Origin of the sequence: Nocardioides ochotonae (assembly GCF_011420305.2) — a bacterium.
GTDB lineage: Bacteria > Actinomycetota > Actinomycetes > Propionibacteriales > Nocardioidaceae > Nocardioides > Nocardioides ochotonae.
The window spans coordinates 2275521-2291892 of record NZ_CP061769.1; the positions used below are offsets into that span (position 1 = coordinate 2275521).

16 protein-coding genes are annotated in these 16372 nt (G+C 72.8%); 1 reads left to right on the forward strand and 15 read right to left on the reverse strand.

What is annotated here, in order from left to right; all coding sequences use genetic code 11:
• Position 1: 1 nt before the first annotated feature.
• Entirely contained in the window at positions 2-2089 is a 2088-nt protein-coding gene (locus HBO46_RS11045) for a 3-hydroxyacyl-CoA dehydrogenase NAD-binding domain-containing protein (protein ID WP_166139553.1), read from the forward strand.
• 124 nt (positions 2090-2213) lie between these two features.
• On the opposite strand, the gene HBO46_RS11050 is transcribed toward HBO46_RS11045, so the two are convergent.
• From HBO46_RS11050 to HBO46_RS11120, 15 genes are all read right to left on the reverse strand, one after another.
• Entirely contained in the window at positions 2214-2678 is a 465-nt protein-coding gene (locus HBO46_RS11050) for an NUDIX domain-containing protein (protein WP_166139551.1), read from the reverse strand.
• A 316-nt stretch (positions 2679-2994) separates the two neighbouring features.
• Positions 2995-3252 (reverse strand): hypothetical protein, encoded by a 258-nt coding sequence (locus tag HBO46_RS11055; RefSeq protein ID WP_166139549.1) that lies wholly within the window; start codon positions 3250-3252, stop codon positions 2995-2997.
• Positions 3253-3395: 143 nt separating this feature from the next.
• Complete coding sequence (locus HBO46_RS11060) at positions 3396-4709, reverse strand: HNH endonuclease signature motif containing protein (protein WP_166139547.1); 1314 nt, start codon at positions 4707-4709, stop codon at positions 3396-3398.
• A 124-nt stretch (positions 4710-4833) separates the two neighbouring features.
• Complete coding sequence (locus tag HBO46_RS11065) at positions 4834-5268, reverse strand: type II 3-dehydroquinate dehydratase (RefSeq protein ID WP_166139671.1); 435 nt, start codon at positions 5266-5268, stop codon at positions 4834-4836.
• 5 nt (positions 5269-5273) lie between these two features.
• A complete protein-coding gene (aroB, locus tag HBO46_RS11070) occupies positions 5274-6395 on the reverse strand; it encodes a 3-dehydroquinate synthase (protein ID WP_166139546.1) in 1122 nt (373 codons plus the stop codon).
• Positions 6392-6892, reverse strand: a complete 501-nt coding sequence (locus HBO46_RS11075; protein ID WP_207950082.1) for a shikimate kinase — start codon at positions 6890-6892, stop codon at positions 6392-6394. The genes aroB and HBO46_RS11075 overlap by 4 nt, the downstream gene beginning before the upstream one ends.
• Positions 6889-8067 (reverse strand): chorismate synthase, encoded by a 1179-nt coding sequence (gene aroC, locus HBO46_RS11080; RefSeq protein WP_166139544.1) that lies wholly within the window; start codon positions 8065-8067, stop codon positions 6889-6891. Before aroC ends, HBO46_RS11075 begins: the two co-directional genes overlap by 4 nt.
• Positions 8068-8107: 40 nt before the next feature.
• Complete coding sequence (locus HBO46_RS11085; RefSeq protein ID WP_166139542.1) at positions 8108-8836, reverse strand: prepilin peptidase; 729 nt, start codon at positions 8834-8836, stop codon at positions 8108-8110.
• 3 nt (positions 8837-8839) lie between these two features.
• A complete protein-coding gene (locus HBO46_RS11090) occupies positions 8840-9664 on the reverse strand; it encodes a shikimate dehydrogenase (protein WP_166139540.1) in 825 nt (274 codons plus the stop codon).
• Entirely contained in the window at positions 9664-10878 is a 1215-nt protein-coding gene (gene mltG, locus HBO46_RS11095; RefSeq protein WP_166139538.1) for an endolytic transglycosylase MltG, read from the reverse strand. Before mltG ends, HBO46_RS11090 begins: the two co-directional genes overlap by 1 nt.
• Positions 10875-11345 (reverse strand): Holliday junction resolvase RuvX, encoded by a 471-nt coding sequence (ruvX, locus tag HBO46_RS11100; RefSeq protein WP_166139536.1) that lies wholly within the window; start codon positions 11343-11345, stop codon positions 10875-10877. The genes mltG and ruvX overlap by 4 nt, the downstream gene beginning before the upstream one ends.
• A gap of 3 nt (positions 11346-11348) precedes the next feature.
• Entirely contained in the window at positions 11349-14027 is a 2679-nt protein-coding gene (gene alaS, locus HBO46_RS11105) for an alanine--tRNA ligase (protein ID WP_166139534.1), read from the reverse strand.
• On the reverse strand, positions 14027-14356 hold the full coding sequence (locus HBO46_RS11110; RefSeq protein ID WP_166139532.1) for a DUF6167 family protein: 330 nt from the start codon (positions 14354-14356) through the stop codon (positions 14027-14029). Before HBO46_RS11110 ends, alaS begins: the two co-directional genes overlap by 1 nt.
• Entirely contained in the window at positions 14353-14886 is a 534-nt protein-coding gene (locus HBO46_RS11115) for a hypothetical protein (protein ID WP_166139530.1), read from the reverse strand. The genes HBO46_RS11110 and HBO46_RS11115 overlap by 4 nt, the downstream gene beginning before the upstream one ends.
• 35 nt (positions 14887-14921) lie before the next feature.
• Positions 14922-16319 (reverse strand): replication-associated recombination protein A, encoded by a 1398-nt coding sequence (locus HBO46_RS11120; protein WP_166139528.1) that lies wholly within the window; start codon positions 16317-16319, stop codon positions 14922-14924.
• Positions 16320-16372 lie beyond the last annotated feature (53 nt).

Consider the following 16372-nt stretch of genomic DNA (forward strand, 5'->3'; position numbering starts at 1 on the left):
CGTGTCGACCACTGACATCTCGTCCCTGCTGGCCCGCGCGCAGGAGATCTCCTCCGACGCCGAGCGGGTCACCCGCGCCCACCTGCGCAAGGTCACGCTGCCGGCCGCGCCCGGCACCGAGGCGCCCGTCCTGGGCCTGATCACCCTCGACAACGGCGAGGACCACACCAAGCCGAACACCTTCGGCCCGCGTTCGCTGCTCGAGCTCAACACCGCGATCGACGCCGCCCTGGCCGACCCGGAGATCACCGCGCTCGGCGTGACCGGCAAGCCGTTCATCCTCGCGGCCGGCGCCGACCTCACCTCGATCGCCGGCGGCGGCCCCGACGCCGTACGGATCGTCGCCGAGCTCGGCCACGCGGTGTTCCGCAAGCTCGGCGACGGCGGCAAGCCGTCGTTCGGCTTCATCAACGGCCTCGCGCTCGGCGGCGGCCTCGAGGTCGCCCTGCACTGCGACTACCGCACGGTCATGGACAGCGCCCCGGCGCTGGGCCTGCCCGAGGTCATGCTCGGCCTGGTGCCCGGCTGGGGCGGCGCCTACTTGGTGCCGAACCTCGTCGGCGCCGAGAACGCCGTCAAGCTGATCATCGAGAACCCGCTCAACAACGGCCGCACCGTCTCCGGCAAGGCCGGCTTCAAGCTCGGCCTGGCCGACGCCTGCTTCTCGGGCGCCGACTTCCTCGAGCAGTCGCTGCTGTGGGCGGCCTCCGTGCTCCGCGGCGAGGTCACCGTCGAGCGGCCCGAGGTCGACCGCGGTGCCGCGTGGGACGACGCGGTCGCCCGCGGCCGTGCCATCGCCGAGGCCCGCACCGGCGGCGCCTCCCCGGCCGCTGCCCTGGCCCTGGACCTGATCGCGGCGGCGAAGGACCGCACCCGCGACGAGGGCTTCGCGGCCGAGGACGAGGCGCTGGAGGCGATGTCGCGCACCCCCGAGCTGCTCGCCTCGCTCTACGCCTTCGACCTGGTGCAGAAGCGGGCCAAGCGCCCCGCCGGCGCCCCGGACCGCAAGCTCGCCCGCCCGGTCACCAAGGTCGGCATCGTCGGTGCCGGCCTGATGGCCAGCCAGCTGGCGATGCTCTTCGTACGCCGCCTCGAGGTCCCGGTCGTGCTCAACGACCTCGACCAGGAGCGCGTCGACAAGGGCGTGGCCTACGTGCACGCCGAGATCGACAAGCTGCTCGCCAAGGGCCGCATCGGCCAGGACAAGGCCAACCGCCACAAGGCGCTGGTCTCCGGCACCGTGGACAAGGCCGCCGAGTTCGCCGACGCCGACTTCGTCATCGAGGCCGTCTTCGAGGACATGGGCGTGAAGAAGTCGGTCTTCGCCGAGGTCGAGAAGGTCGTCTCCCCCGACTGCATCCTGGCGACGAACACCTCCTCGCTGTCGATCACGGAGATGGCCTCCGAGCTGGCGCACCCCGAGCGGGTCGTCGGCTTCCACTTCTTCAACCCGGTGGCGGTGATGCCGCTGCTCGAGATCGTCCGCGGCGAGCAGACCTCCGACACCGCGCTGGCCACCGCGTTCGCGACCGGCAAGGCGCTGAAGAAGACCACGATCCTGGTGCAGGACAGCCCGTCGTTCATCGTGAACCGCCTGCTGGGCCGGTTCATGAGCGACGTCAGCCGGATCGTCGACGAGGGCACGCCCGTGCAGGTCGTGGACGGCGCGTTCGCCGGGGTCACCCCGATGTCGCCGTTCACGCTCATCGCCCTGGTCGGGCCCGCGATCGCGCTGCACAACACCGAGACGCTGGCCGGGGCCTTCCCCGACCGCTTCTACGTCTCCCCCGCCCTCGAGCGGGTCGTGGCGGCGCGCAAGCCGGCGTACTTCGCCCCCGACGGCACCCTGGACCCCGAGGTCGAGGCGCTGCTCGAGACGCCGGCCGAGCCGGTCGTCCTCGAGGCCGCCGAGGTCCGTACCCGGGTGCTCACGGGCCTGGCCGACGAGGCCCGGATCATGCTCGACGAGGGCGTCGTCGCCGCGGCCGAGGACCTCGACCTGGCCATGATCACCGGCGCCGGCTTCTCGTTCTGGAACGGCGGCCTGACCATGCTGCTGGAGCGCGAGGGCCTGGGGAAGTTCCACTGATCCCCCGCTGACGCATCACCCGCAGGGCGCCGGACCGCGAGGTCCGGCGCCCTGCGGCGTCGGGGGGTGCTCATCGTTGGATCAGGAACTGGTGGACACGGGGCATCTCAGCGATGCCGCACGCCTACGCCCAGGTCCCTCGCCTACCCTCGACGAGGTCACGCAGCATGGGCCGATTCGGCTCGAACAGGTTCGTCGGCAGCCGGTCGAGCTGAAACCAGCCGACACCCATCGACTCCCGCCCACCGTCGAATGCCTCGCTGACTGAGAGGGGCTCGGCCACCAGGACGGTGACCACCGAGTGCACGACGTCGCCGTTGGCAAACGTGTGTGGCGGTCCGGTGTAGACGCCAAGAAGCTCCACCGGCCGGGCTCGCACGCCGGTCTCCTCGAAAGTCTCTCGGAGGGCCGCCTGCTCGATCGACTCCCCGAGCTCCATCGCCCCACCAGGCAGCCCCCACGAGTCAGAACCGTCCGCGCGGTGCTGCATCAGGAGCCGTCCTTGCGCGTCGAGGACGGCACATCCCGCGCAGGGCATGATCAGCGGCGCGTTACCCACGTACTGACGCAGGGACGCGATGTAATCCACGCGCGGACGCTAGCACTGGCTCGGCCGTAGCCTGCTCGACTCGGGATCCGCTCATCGGTCAGCCCATGGCCAGCAACCGCCGGTCGAGCAGCGAGGACATCGAGACCGCCGCAACCCGCCGCCAAACAACAGCAGCGCGTCGCCGGCCGGCTCGAGCTCGTTTGGTCGACCGTGGGGTCACTGCGGCCGCCGGGTCGGGTGGGACGACAAGCAGCCGGTCCTCCGCCCGAGTCGGCACGCCTGGCTCCACTTCGTCTGCATCGCCATGACATTGCGCCATCTGTCCCGACCGCGCCCATCGCGGCAGGTCCGTACGTTAGTAGGGCGCCGGGTCGATCTGAGCGATCGCTTGGGTGACCGTGTCGCCGTACTTGTCCGTCCCCAGTTCAGGGATCAGCGGGACGAGCGCCTGTTGCAGGTCGGAGAACACCTTCTGCTCGGCTGGCTGACGGAGCTCGATCTCACGCAGGTCGTTTCCCCATTCAGAGAAGGCAATCGCCTCGTGCAGCACCACCACCTCCGAGTAAGACATACGCACCGTCACGGTCCCGTCGTTGTCTCGTGATGCTTCCACGCAGCAACGTTCCCATCCTCCGGCAGGCGCGTCCTGTCATCGGCAGGTCCGGTGACTGGCATCGCCAGTAGGGACGCACCCAGTCACACAGCCGCCAGCGACCGCCCGTCGAGCGGCGAGCTCGACCAGCGGAAAGGCGCGACCTAAGGGTCGCCGGGCGGATCGCCGGTGAGCAGGCGGGTGGTGCCGCCGGCCTTCATGAGATGGATCCCGTGCGGGGACCGCCAGAGGTACGTCGCCGCGTCGGTCTTGTCGTAGGTCCACGCGGTGTGGGTCTTCGCCCGATGATGTCGGCGGCACAACGGGGCCAGATTGCAGCTGCACGTCGGGCCGCCATCACCGTGGGCGGTGACATGGTCGGTGTCGCACCGGCGGGCAGGTCGTTCGCACCACGGGAACGCACAGACCGGCGCGGCGAGCTTGGTCTGCTCGGCCAGCCGGTCCGGGATCGCGTAGGCCTCGGTGTGGTGGTGGGCCTCGAGGTCGATCACCGGCTTGATCACGACCTGAGCCTCGGAGTTGTTGCACCAGTCGCGGACCTGCTCGGTCGAGACGATGGACCGGGTCTCCTCGATGCTGGCGAAGCCGGCCTCATCACGGCTGATCGCGGCGTGGGACAGATGCACGTGGATGACGACCTGGCGGGGCTTCACCACCGACGCGGCGCCCTCACCGGCTTCCGCGCGGAGGTCGAAGGCCAGCTGGCGCCGGGCGAGCTCACCGGCTGCCATCGAACGCCGGACGTCCAAAGACTCGGTGGACCCGAGCGCGGCCAGCCCTTCGGCTCCCTGGGAGATCGCGGCATTGAGGTCGACGGCATCGGCAAGGTCGAGGACCCCCTCCACGTGGACGGTGCCGTGGTGGTTCGCCTCGTCGGTGCGGACATCGAACCGGCGGCCGTCAGCTGCGGCGAGGCGGTCCTTCTCCGCGCCGTCGGGGTCGTAGGCGACGCGCGCCTGGTCGACGAGCCGCTCGATCCCCGCCCAGCTGATCTTCCCGACGAAGCCGGCGAGCTGGCGGTCCACGAACTCCGCGCCCTCCATCGGCAGGGAGGTGGTCAGCTGCGCCAGCCGCCGGGCCTTCCACAGCGGCACCTTGCCGGCACGCAGCAACTTCCAGGTCCGCTTGAGCCGGTGGGCCAGCTCGAGGGCGTCGCCGACCAACGAACGGGCCGAGTCAGTGGACAGGCCGAGGGCGGCACCGAACTCGATCGGCGCGAACTCGGCGACCAGCGGCGTCCCCTCGCCTGCGAGTGGCACGGCGAGCTCGCCGAACACCAACCCGGCTGAGTCGTTGGTCGAGCTTGTGGAAACCGACTCCTCCGGGTGCATGGCCGCCCACACCACAGCGGCCTCCAGGACGTCGACCTCCGCCCGCTGGGCGGCAGCCCGGCGGGCCTGCGCGAACGCCAGCACGGCGGCTGGGGAGTCGCAGTCCGGGAGATCGAAGTCGGCCATGCTTCATTCTACTCGAACGCACGTTCGAGGTGAAGAGGTCGAAGGTAAAACTGTGGAGCACGACTCGTGGCTTGCCCACGCTGCTCGCCCAACGACACGTGCGCCCGCCCGGCGGCAGGAAGCCTCAGCCCCGCGCGAGCACCTCGAGCGCCATCCGGTAGCCCTCGATGCCATGCCCGGCGATCACCTCGACGGCGTGCGGGGTGACCACGGAGTGGTGGCGGAACTCCTCGGGGCGCTGGCGCGGGTCGGAGATGTGCACCTCGACCAGGGGCGCGGTGAGCTGGGCACAGGCATCGAAGACCGCCCAGGAGTAGTGCGTCCAGGCCGCCGCGTTGAGCACCACCGGCGTGGCCTCGTCGGCGGCGTCGTTGAGCCAGTCGAGCAGCACGCCCTCGTGGTTGGTCTGGCGCACCTCGACCTCCAGGCCGAGGTCCGCGCCCCACGCCACGCACCGCTCGGCGAGCTCGGCGTGGGTGGTGGTGCCGTAGATCTCCGGCTGGCGCCGGCCGAGCCGACCCAGGTTGGGACCGTTGAGCACCAGCACCCGGCGGGTCACCCCAGTCACGCAGCGCCGCCGATCGCGGCGTACGCCGTGCGCAGGTCGTCCTCCGAGGGCCCGGCGAGGATCGTGGGGCGGGCGAGCTCGTCGAGGACGACGAAGCGCAGCTGGGAGCCGCGCGACTTCTTGTCCACCTTCATCGTCGCGTGCAGGTCCTCGAAGGGCGCGCCGTCGAACGTCGTGGGCAGCCCGACGCGCCCGAAGGCGGCGGCGTGCCGGTCGGCGAGCGCGTCGTCGATGCGCCCGGCGGCACGCGCCAGCTCGGCGACGTAGACGCAGCCGATCGCAACGGCCTCGCCGTGCCGGATCGCGTAGTCCGAGGCCCGCTCGATCGCGTGCGCCAAGGTGTGGCCGTAGTTGAGCGCCTCGCGGCCCGGGTGGCCGTCACGGCCGCCGGTCTCCTTGAGGTCCTCGACGACCACGTCGATCTTGACCCGGATCGCGCGCTCGACGAGCTCGCGCAGCACCGGGGAGTCCGCGGTGAGGTCGGCGGGGTCGGTGCTCTCGACCAGGTCGAGGATCACCGGGTCGGCGATGAAGCCGCACTTGATGACCTCGCCCAGCCCGGCGACGAGCTCCTCGCGCGGCAGGCTGCGCAGGGTCGAGAGGTCGCACAGCACGCCGGCGGGCTCGTGGAAGGCGCCGACGAGGTTCTTGCCGGCACCGGTGTTGACGCCGGTCTTGCCACCGACCGCCGCGTCGACCATGCCGAGCAGGGTGGTCGGCACGTGCACGACCCGGACGCCGCGCAGCCAGCAGGCCGCGACGAAGCCGCCGAGGTCGGTGGTCGCGCCACCGCCGACGGTCACCACCACGTCGGAGCGGGTGAAGCCCTTCTCCCCCAGCGCCTCCCAGCAGTCGTTCGCGACCGCGGCGCTCTTGGCGTCCTCGCCGTCGGGGAGGCCGAGGGCGAGCACGTCGTAGTGCTCCACCAGCGCGTCGGCGATCGGCTCGGCGAGGTGGCCGAGCTGGCCGGCGTACAGCAGCGCGACGCGCTGGACGCCCTCGCCGAGGATGCCGGGCAGCCGAGAGGCGAGGTCGTGGCCGACCACGACGTCGTACGGCGAGGCGCCGCCGACGTGCAGGACGGTGGCGTCGGGGGCGGGATCAGGGGTGGTGCTCATGCGAGGGCCTCTCGGATCTCGGCCGCGACGTCCTCGGGGGTGCGGCCGTCGGTGTCGACGGTGATGGTGGCGACCGATTCATAGATCGGCGTGCGCTCGTCGAGCAGCGCCTTCACGCGGGAGCGGACGTTGCCGAGCAGCAGCGGCCGCCCGACCCCGAGCCCGACCCGCTTGACCGCGTCGGCGAGGCCGACGCGTAGGAAGACCACCCGGTGCCCGGCGAGCAGCTCCCGGGTCGCGGGGTCCAGCACCGCGCCGCCACCGAGCGCCAGCACGCCGTCGTGGGTGGCCAGCGCCGTCGCGACCGCCGCACGCTCCAGGGCCCGGAAGTGCTCCTCGCCGGAGTCGACGAAGATGTCGCTGACCGAGCGGCCCTCAGTGGCCTCGACGTCGGCGTCGGTGTCACGCGCGGCGACCCCCCACTGCTCGGCCAGCAGCGCGGCGACGGTGCTCTTGCCGGCCCCCATGGGCCCGACGAGCACGACGCGCGGGCTCATCGGTAGCGCAGGTTGTCGAGGTAGGACTGGGCGTTGCGGCGGGTCTCGCCCACCGAGTCGCCACCGAACTTCTCCAGCACGGCGTCGGCGAGGACGAGCGCGACCATCGCCTCGGCGACGATGCCCGCGGCCGGGACCGCGCAGACGTCGGAGCGCTGGTGGTGGGCGACGGTGGCCTCGCCGGTGGCGACGTCCACGGTGCGCAGCGCCCGGGGCACGGTCGCGATCGGCTTCATCGCGGCGCGCACGCGCATCACCTCGCCGGTCGTCATGCCACCCTCGATGCCGCCGGAGCGCCCGCTCACGCGGCGCAGGCCCTCGTCGGTGGGGACGATCTCGTCGTGGGCGAGCGAGCCGGGGGTCGCGGCGATCTCGAAGCCGTCACCGACCTCCACGCCCTTGATCGCCTGGATGCCCATCAGCGCACCGGCGAGGCGCGAGTCGAGGCGGCGGTCCCAGTGCACGTGGGAGCCGAGGCCCGGCGGCAGGTCGTGCACGACGACCTCGACGACGCCGCCGAGGGTGTCGCCGTCCTTGTGGGCCTGGTCGATGCGCGCGACCATCGCGGCGCTCGCCTCGGGGTCCAGGCAGCGCACCGGGTCGGCGTCGAGGCGCTCGACGTCACCGGGCTCGGGGAGCACGCCGGCGGGGGCGCGCACGCCGCCGAGCTCGATCACGTGGGACACCACGCGGACCCCGAGCGCCTGCTCGAGGAAGTTGGTGGCCACCCGGCCGAGCGCCACGCGGGCGGCGGTCTCGCGCGCCGAGGCGCGCTCCAGCACGGGCCGGGCGTCGTCGAAGTCGTACTTCTGCATGCCGGCGAGGTCGGCGTGGCCGGGCCGCGGCCGGGTCAGCGGCGCGTTGCGCGCCGAGCCCTCGAGCAGTGCCGGGTCGACGGGGTCGGCCGACATCACCGTCTCCCACTTGGGCCACTCGGTGTTGCCGACGTTGATCGCGACCGGGCCACCCTGGCTCCGGCCGTGACGCACGCCGCCGATGAAGGTGACCTCGTCCTGTTCGAACTTCATCCGGGCACCCCGGCCGTAGCCGAGACGCCGCCGGGCCAGGGAGTCGCGCACGTCCTCGCTGGTGATCTCGACGTGGGCCGGAAGGCCTTCGAGGACAGCGACCAGGGAGGGGCCGTGGGACTCGCCCGCGGTGAGCCAACGCAGCATGCGCGCAGTCTTTCATGCCGGGTCCGAGGTCCCGGCACCGTCACCCGCTCGCGAGACCGGGCAGCAGCAGCGGCCCGATCAGCACCCCGGCCAGCGCGCCGCCGACCAGGAAGGGACCGTACGGCCGGGCCTTGCGCAGCATCCCGCGGTCGCGTCGTACGACGGCCAGCGCCAGCCCCGGCACGGCGAACAGCACGAACCCGGCGTAGAGGCCGACCAGCAGCTCCGCCCAGCCCAGCCAGCCCAGCGCGAGCCCGAGCAGCGCGGCCAGGCGCACGTCGCCGAAGCCCATGCCGGCGGAGTGCACCCACCACAGCCCCCAGAACAGCGAGCGGGCCACGACCAGCCCGAGTAGCGGGCGGACCAGGTCGGACGGCTCGCCGAGCACCAGCGCGTCCGCGACGACCAGCACCAGCAGCGCGCCGGTCGCGGGGAGCACCACCAGCCGCGGGAGCAGCCGGGTGCGCCAGTCGACGACCGCCAGCGCCACGCACACCGGCACCAGCGGCACCAGGCCCACCAGCGGAGCCTGCCAGCCGACCCAGGCGCCGAGCAGCCCGCCGGCCACCGCCGACACCACCGCGGCGCGGGCACCGAGACCGGGCGTCGCCGCGATCGCGGCGTAGGTCTCCTTCGCCGGCTCACCCGGCTCACCCGGCTCCCCCGGCGGCGAGGCGTCGGGCTCCGGGATCCGGGCGATCAGGGCGGGCACCAGGAGGCCGCCGACGCCGGCCAGCAGCGCCCCGAGCAGCCCGGCCAACCCGACCACGTGTCAGGCCCCGGCGCGGGCGGCCAGCGCCTGCTCCCCCGCGGCGCGCATCTGCGCCAGCGGGGCGGGCCGGCCGGTGAACATCTCGAACTGCAGGACCGCCTGGTGCACGAGCAGGTCCAGCCCGCCCACAAGAGCGCGTCCGGAGTCGCGGGCGAGCGCGGCGAGCGGGGTCGGCCACGGCTCGTAGAGCGCCTCGAACACCGCGTCCGGGCCCGTGCAGCGGGCCAGCAGGTCGGGCGTCTGGGCGTCGGCCGGCACGGTCGAGACCAGCACCTCGCCGCTCGCCACGTCGTCGGCCAGCGAGCCGACGACGACCTCGGGCTCCGCCGGGTGGCGACGGATCGCGGCCGCGGTCTCGGCCGCGCGCTCCGGGGAGCGGGCCAGCAAGGTCACCCGGGTGGCCCCGAGCTCGCACAGCGCGAGACCGGTGGAGGCGGCGGTCGCCCCGGCCCCGAGGATCGTGGCGCTGTGCACCGGGCCGTCGTAGCGCTCGCGCACCGCCGCGACCGCGCCCGGCAGGTCGGTGTTGTCCACGAGCGTGCGCTCGCCGCGCACCCAGGTGTTGGCCGCGCCGGCCAGCCGCGCCCGGTCGGTGACCTCGTCGGCCAGGTCGAGGACCTCGCGCTTGAGCGGCATCGTCAGCGACAGCCCGCGCCAGGTCTCGTCGAGCCCGGCGAGGAACGCCGCCAGTCCCCCGGCCGGGACCCGGACCGCGTCGTAGGACCAGTCCAGCCCCAGCGCGGCGTACCCCGCGTTGTGCAGCGTCGGGGACAGCGAGTGCGCGACGGGGTCGCCGAGCACCGCGCAGCGCATCGCGGACGCCATCAGCACGCGTCGGAGGTCTTGCAGTACTCCTGGAACTCCGCCTTGAAGGTCAGGAACTCGTCGTAGTCCTCGGTGAACTTGGTCTCGCCGGTGCGCAGGTCGACGGTGACGTAGAAGAACCACGGACCCTCGGCCGGCGCCGCCGCGGCGGCGATCGCGTCGTCACCGGGCGCCTCGATCGGCCCGGGCGGCAGGCCCGCGTAGCGCCGGGTGTTGTACGGCGAGTCGACGGCGAGGTCCTCCGGGGAGATCGCCACGCCCAGGTTGCGCCCGAGGGCGTAGTTGACGGTGGCGTCGATCTCGAGCTTGCCGTTGGTCGGGTAGCCCTCGGTCTCGAGGCGGTTGTAGATCACGCGGGCGATCTTGGGCATGTCCTCGCCGCGGCCCTCGGCCTCGACCAGGGAGGCGATCGTCATCAGCTCGTGCGGGGTGTAGCCGAGCCGCTTGGCCGCGTCGAGGAGGCCGGCGCTCTCGGCGGCCTGCTCCCAGCGGCGCACCATGGCGCGGATCATGTCGACCGGCTTGTCCTTGGGCCCGAAGGCGTAGGTCGCCGGGAAGAGGTAGCCCTCGGGGTTGCCCTTGGCATAGTCGGGCAGGCCGATCTTGCCGGGCTGGACGAGGGCCTTCTCGAAGGCCCCGGCCGAGAAGTCGGTCTTGTCGGCGAGGATCTCGACAATGTCGACGACCCGCAGGCCCTCGGGGATGGTGACGGCCGCGGAGACGATGTTGGACGGGTCGACCAGCACGTCGACGGCGTCGGCGGCCCGCATCTCCTTCTTCAGCTCGAAGTAGCCGACCTGGATGCCGGTGGAGTCGGGGTTCGCGCTCGCGGCGTCGGTGAAGGCGTCCACGGAGGCGACCACGCCGGCGTCCTTCAGGTTGCGCCCCATCTGCGAGATCGTGTCGCCCTGGGCGACCTCGAACATCACCTGACCGGTACCGGGGCCGGGGTAGTCCTCGGGCTCGCCGAACAGCGACTGGATCTTGGCCACGCCGGCGGAGACGCCCCAGTAGAGCCCTCCGACCACGACCGCCAACGCCACGAGGGCGGCCAGGCAGCCGGGCAGCCGGCTGCGCTCGCGGCGACGACGGCCGCCAGGGACGTACGCGTGCGCTCCCTGGTTGTGGGCCGGCTCGTGGGCGGCCACGTCGAGGGAGAGAAGTGTCTCCCTGTTCTCGGGCGCAGCGTCTCGCGAGTCATACGGGTCGGTCATGTCGTCTCCTCGACGATCTCGCCGGGCGCGTTCCCCGTCGCGCGCTCGGTGTCCAGTGCATGCTGCAGGATCAGGACAGCGGCGGCCTGGTCGACCACCGCACGGCGCTTGCTCCCGCTTCGCCCTCGGTCGCGCAGCATAGCCTCCGCGGACACGGTGGTCAGTCGCTCGTCGACGAGTCGGACAGGTATCGGCGCGATCCGGGCCGCGAGCGACGCCGCGAACTCCCGGGTCTTCACCGCTGCCGGCCCCTCCCCGCCCGCGAGCGAGCGGGGCAGGCCGACCACGACCTCGACCACCTCGGAATCCTCGGCGATCTCCGCGAGGAGGCGCCGGATCCGGGCCAGGTCGCCCTTGCCGCGGCGTACCGTCTCGACGGGGGTCGCCAGGAACCCCGAGGGGTCGCTGCGGGCGACCCCGATGCGCGCGTCACCGGGGTCGATGCCGAGGCGTACGCCGTGCCGCACGCCTCAGGCCCCGCTCACCGTCCGGGCGACGTCGGCGGCCACGACCCCCAGCGCCTCGTCGACGCGGCTGGTGTCGGTGCCGCCGCCCTGGGCGACGTCGTCCTTGCCGCCGCCCTTGCCGCCGAGCAGCGGGCCGACCGCACGCACGAGACCGTTGGCGCTGAGCCCGCGCTCGCGCGCGGCCTCGTTGGTGGCCGCGACCACGGAGACCTTGCCGTCGGCCACGCCGATCACCACGACCACGGCCGGACGGCCGGCGCCGAGACGGCTGCGGATGTCCATGGCCAGGGTTCGGACGTCGCCGCCCCCGGCACCGTCGACGCGGTGCGCGACGACCGCGACCCCGTCGACGTCCTGCGCGCCGGCGGCGAGCTCGCCCGCCGCGGCGAGGATCTGGGCCAGACGGGCCTTCTCGACCTCCTTCTCGGCGGCCTTGAGGCGGTCGACGAGCTCGGAGACCCGGCCGACGAGGTCGTCGGGCTGGGCCTTGAGCAGGCCGGTGAGCTGGCCGACGACGTCGCGCTCGCGGGCGAGGTAGGCGAATCCCTCCAGGCCGGTGAACGCCTCGATGCGGCGGTTGCCCGAGCCGACCGAGGACTCGCCGGTCACCACCAGGGTGCCGATCTGGGAGGAGTGCTCGACGTGGGTGCCGCCGCACAGCTCGCGCGACCAGGGCCCGCCGATCTCGACGACGCGGACCTTGGTGTCGTCGTAGGTCTCACCGAAGAGCGCGATCGCGCCCCACTCCTTGGCCTCGGCCAGGGTCATGTACTGCCAGCCGACCGGGAGGTCCGCACGCAGCGCCTCGTTGGAGACGTGCTCGATGTCGTGCAGCTGTCCCGGGGTGAGGCCCTGGGTCCAGCCGAAGTCGAGGCGCAGGTAGCCGGGCCGGTTGTAGGAGCCGGCCTGCAGCGCGGTGGGCCCGAGGACCTGACGCAGCGCGGCGTGCACGACGTGGGTGCCGGAGTGGGCCTGGCGGGCGCCGGTGCGCCACTCGGCGTCGACCTTCGCGTGCAGCGCACGCGCAGGGTCGAGCTCGCCCTCGAGCACCCGGACCTGGTGCACGACCAGACCGCGCACCGGACGCTGCACGTCGAGGACCTCGAGCTTGCCGCCGTCGAACTCGATGACGCCGGCGTCCGCGGCCTGGCCGCCGGACTCGGCGTAGAACGGGGTGCGGTCGAGCACCAGCTCGCCGACCTCGCCCTCGGCCAGCGCACTGGCGCGCTCGCCGCTGCGCAGCACCGCGAGGGCGCGCGACTCGGTCTCGAGGGTCTCGTAGGCGAGCCACTCGGTGGGGCCGTGCGCGTCGAGGATGCCGCGGTAGACGCCGGTGTCGGCGTGCTGGCCCTTCTTGGCGCGGGCGTCGGCCTTGGCGCGCTCGCGCTGCTCGGTCATCAGGGCCCGGAAGCCGGACTCGTCGACCTGGAGACCGGCCTCGGAGGCCATCTCCAGGGTCAGGTCGATCGGGAAGCCGTAGGTGTCGTGCAGGGCGAACGCCTTGGCGCCGGCCAGCGTGGTCGACCCGCTGCTGCGGACCTCCTCCGCGGCCTGGTCGAAGATCTGGGTGCCGGCGGCGAGCGTCTTGCGGAACGCGTCCTCCTCGGCGTACGCGACCCGGGAGATCCGCTCGAAGTCGCTCTCCAGCTCGGGGTAGGAGACCTTCATCTTGCTCATGCTCACCGGCAGCAGCTCGGGCAGTGCGCGGTCCTCGAAGCCGAGCAGGCGCATCGAGCGGACCGCGCGGCGCAGCAGGCGGCGCAGCACGTAGCCGCGACCCTCGTTGCCCGGGGTCACGCCGTCGCCGATCAGCATCAGCGCGCTGCGCACGTGGTCGGCGACCACGCGGAAGCGGACGTCGTCCTGCTCGTTGGCGCCGTACGAGCGCCCGGTGAGCTCGCTGGCGCGCTGGATGACGGGGAAGACCTCGTCGATCTCGTACATGTTCTGCTTGCCCTGGAGCAGGTAGGCGACCCGCTCCAGGCCCATGCCGGTGTCGATGTTCTGCGCGGGCAGCGGGCCCTCGACGTCGAAGTCGTCCTTGGCGCGCACCGCGCTGAGCGACTCCTGCATGAAGACCAGGTTCCAGATCTCCAGGAACCGGTCCTCGTCGGCGTTCGGGCCGCCGTCGGGGCCGTACTCCGGGCCGCGGTCGATGTAGATCTCCGAGCACGGGCCGCCGGGTCCGGGCACGCCCATGTTCCAGTAGTTGTCCTTGAGGCCGCGCTCCTGGATCCGCTCGTCGGGCAGGCCGGCGATCGAGCGCCACAGCTCCTTGGCCTCGGTGTCGCTGGGCAGCACCGTGACCCAGATCTTCTCGGGGTCGAAGCCGAGGCCGCCGTCGGCGACGGAGCCGGTGATCAGCTCCCAGGCGAAGCGGATGGCGCCTTCCTTGAAGTAGTCGCCGAAGGAGAAGTTGCCGCACATCTGGAAGAACGTGCCGTGGCGGGTGGTCTTGCCGACCTCCTCGATGTCGAGGGTCCGCACGCACTTCTGCACGCTCACCGCGCGGTCGTACGGCGCGGTCTCCTGGCCGAGGAAGTACGGCTTGAACGGCACCATGCCGGCGTTGACGAACAGCAGGTTGGGGTCGTCGAGCAGCAGCGAGGCGGACGGAACCACGGTGTGCGCGTGCCGCTCGAAGTGGGCGACGAACCGCCGTCGGATCTCCGCGGTCTCCATCAGGGGGTGCCTCTCTCTAGCAGTGCTGTCTCGGGAAGGGGGTCGGGGTGGTGCGTGGCCGGCACGGCGCGGGGGCCGTCCGGGCGGGGCGGGGGTAGCGCGCGCGATCCGGCCGCGGGGCCGGGAACGCCCAGCCGCTCGCGGATGACGGGCTCCGCCTCGGCGGCGCCCTGCGCGACCTCCTGGCGCAGCAGGCGCGCGCCGGCGACCAGGCCGTTGACGCGATCGCGCATGCCGTCGGCGCTGAGCGCCTCGGCGGCACGACGCCCGCGCACGGCGGCGTACAGGCCCGCCCCGGCGCCGGCGAAGAACCAGAGGCCGCGGGTCATGAGGCCACCTCCGTGGTGTCGTCGAGCGCGGCGCGCTGGTGGGCCCGGTAGAAGGCGAGTGCCTCGCGGGCCTCCGTGCGGCGGTGCTTGCGGGAGCGCTTGACCTCGCGCTTGTACTCGAAGCGGATCCGGCTGCGGGTCTCGGGCGCGAGCGCCCGGCGCACACCGGCGGCCAGCGTGGCGCCACGCACGACGCTCTCACGCAGCACCAGGTCGGCGAAGAGCCGTGCCGGGAGGGCCGGTGCGGCCTCGGCAGGCTCGACGGCGCCCGCCGTCGGACCGGGCTCGGCACCGAGGCCGGTGATCACGAACTCGTGGTCGTCACGGGTGACGTGCTGCGGTGCGGCGGCCCGGGCGAGGGCCTCCACCTCGGCGCGCAGGGCCTCGGTCTCCGCACGGGCGGCGGCGAGCTCGGCAGCGGTACGACGGCGCCCGCGGACCAGCGTGAGCACCAGGCCGAGGAGCAGCACCGCGAGCACCACGGCCACGGCCACGACGGCCCCGGCGGGCACGTTCCACTGCTCAGTCACAGTCGACGACCCTATCGCGGCGGGCGAGACGTCCCTCAGCCACGGTGCTTGCCCCGGATCATCCGCCGCACCCGCTCCCACCGCTCCTTGATCGGACCCTCGGCGCCGAGGGAGGTCGGGCGGTAGTACGCCGCGTCCGCGACCACGTCGGGGGCGTACTGCTGCTCGGCGATGCCGTACGGCTCGTCGTGGCTGTACTTGTAGCCCTTGCCGTGCCCGAGGTCCTTGGCGCCGCCGTAGTGCGCGTCGCGCAGGTGCGCCGGCACGGGACCGACCTTGCCGGCCTTGACGTCGGCGATCGCCTCGAACACCGCGGTCGTGACCGCGTTGGACTTCGGCGCCACGGCCAGGGCGATGGTCGCGTGGGCGAGGGTCAGCTGCGCCTCCGGCATCCCGATCAGCTGCACGGTCTGCGCGGCCGCGACGGCCGTCTGGAGGGCCTGGGGGTCGGCGAGCCCGATGTCCTCGGAGGCCAGGATCAGCAGCCGGCGGGCGATGAAGCGGGGGTCCTCCCCCGCCACGATCATCCGCGCCAGGTAGTGCAGCGCCGCGTCGGCGTCCGAGCCGCGCACCGACTTGATGAACGCGCTCGTGACGTCGTAGTGCTGGTCGCCCTGCCGGTCGTAGCGCACCGCGGCCTGGTCCACCGCCAGCTCCGCCGTCGCCAGGTCCACCACGATCGGCCCGTCGGACCCGGACCCGTTGGACCCGTTGGTCGAGCTCGTCGAGACCGCCGCACGCGTCGCGGCCTCCAGGTAGGTCAGCGAGCGGCGCGCGTCGCCGCCGGCGAGACGCACGAGGTGCTCGAGCGCGTCGTCCTCGAGGACGAAGCGCCCGGAGAGCCCGCGCTCGTCGACGAGCGCCTGGTGCATGACCGCGCGGATGTCGTCGTCGGTGAGCGACTCCAGTCGCAGCAGCAGGCTGCGGGAGAGCAGCGGGGAGATCACCGAGAAGAACGGGTTCTCCGTCGTGGCGGCCACCAGCGTGACCCAGCGGTTCTCCACCCCGGGCAGCAACGCGTCCTGCTGGGCCTTGCTGAAGCGGTGCACCTCGTCGACGAAGAGCACCGTCTCCCGACCGGTGGCCACCAGCTCGGCGCGGGCGGAGTCGATCGCCGCGCGAACCTCCTTGACCCCGGCGGACACCGCCGAGACCTCCACGAACCGGCGGTCGGTCTGCTGGCTCACGATGGCCGCGATGGTGGTCTTGCCGGTGCCGGGCGGGCCCCACAGCAGCAGCGACATCGACTGCTCGTTCTCGATCAGCTGGCGCAGCGGCGCCCCCGGGGCACGCAGCTGCTCCTGCCCGACCAACTCGTCGAGGGTACGCGGGCGCATCCGCACCGCGAGCGGTGCGGACGCATGGGTGTTCGCCGTCAGCGATCCCCCGCCGGAGGTCCCGCCGGGGCGGGGCACGTCGAAGAGGCCGTCCACGTCACGAGCCTACGCATCGAGGCGGGGGCGTACCGCGTACGCCCCCGCGTCAC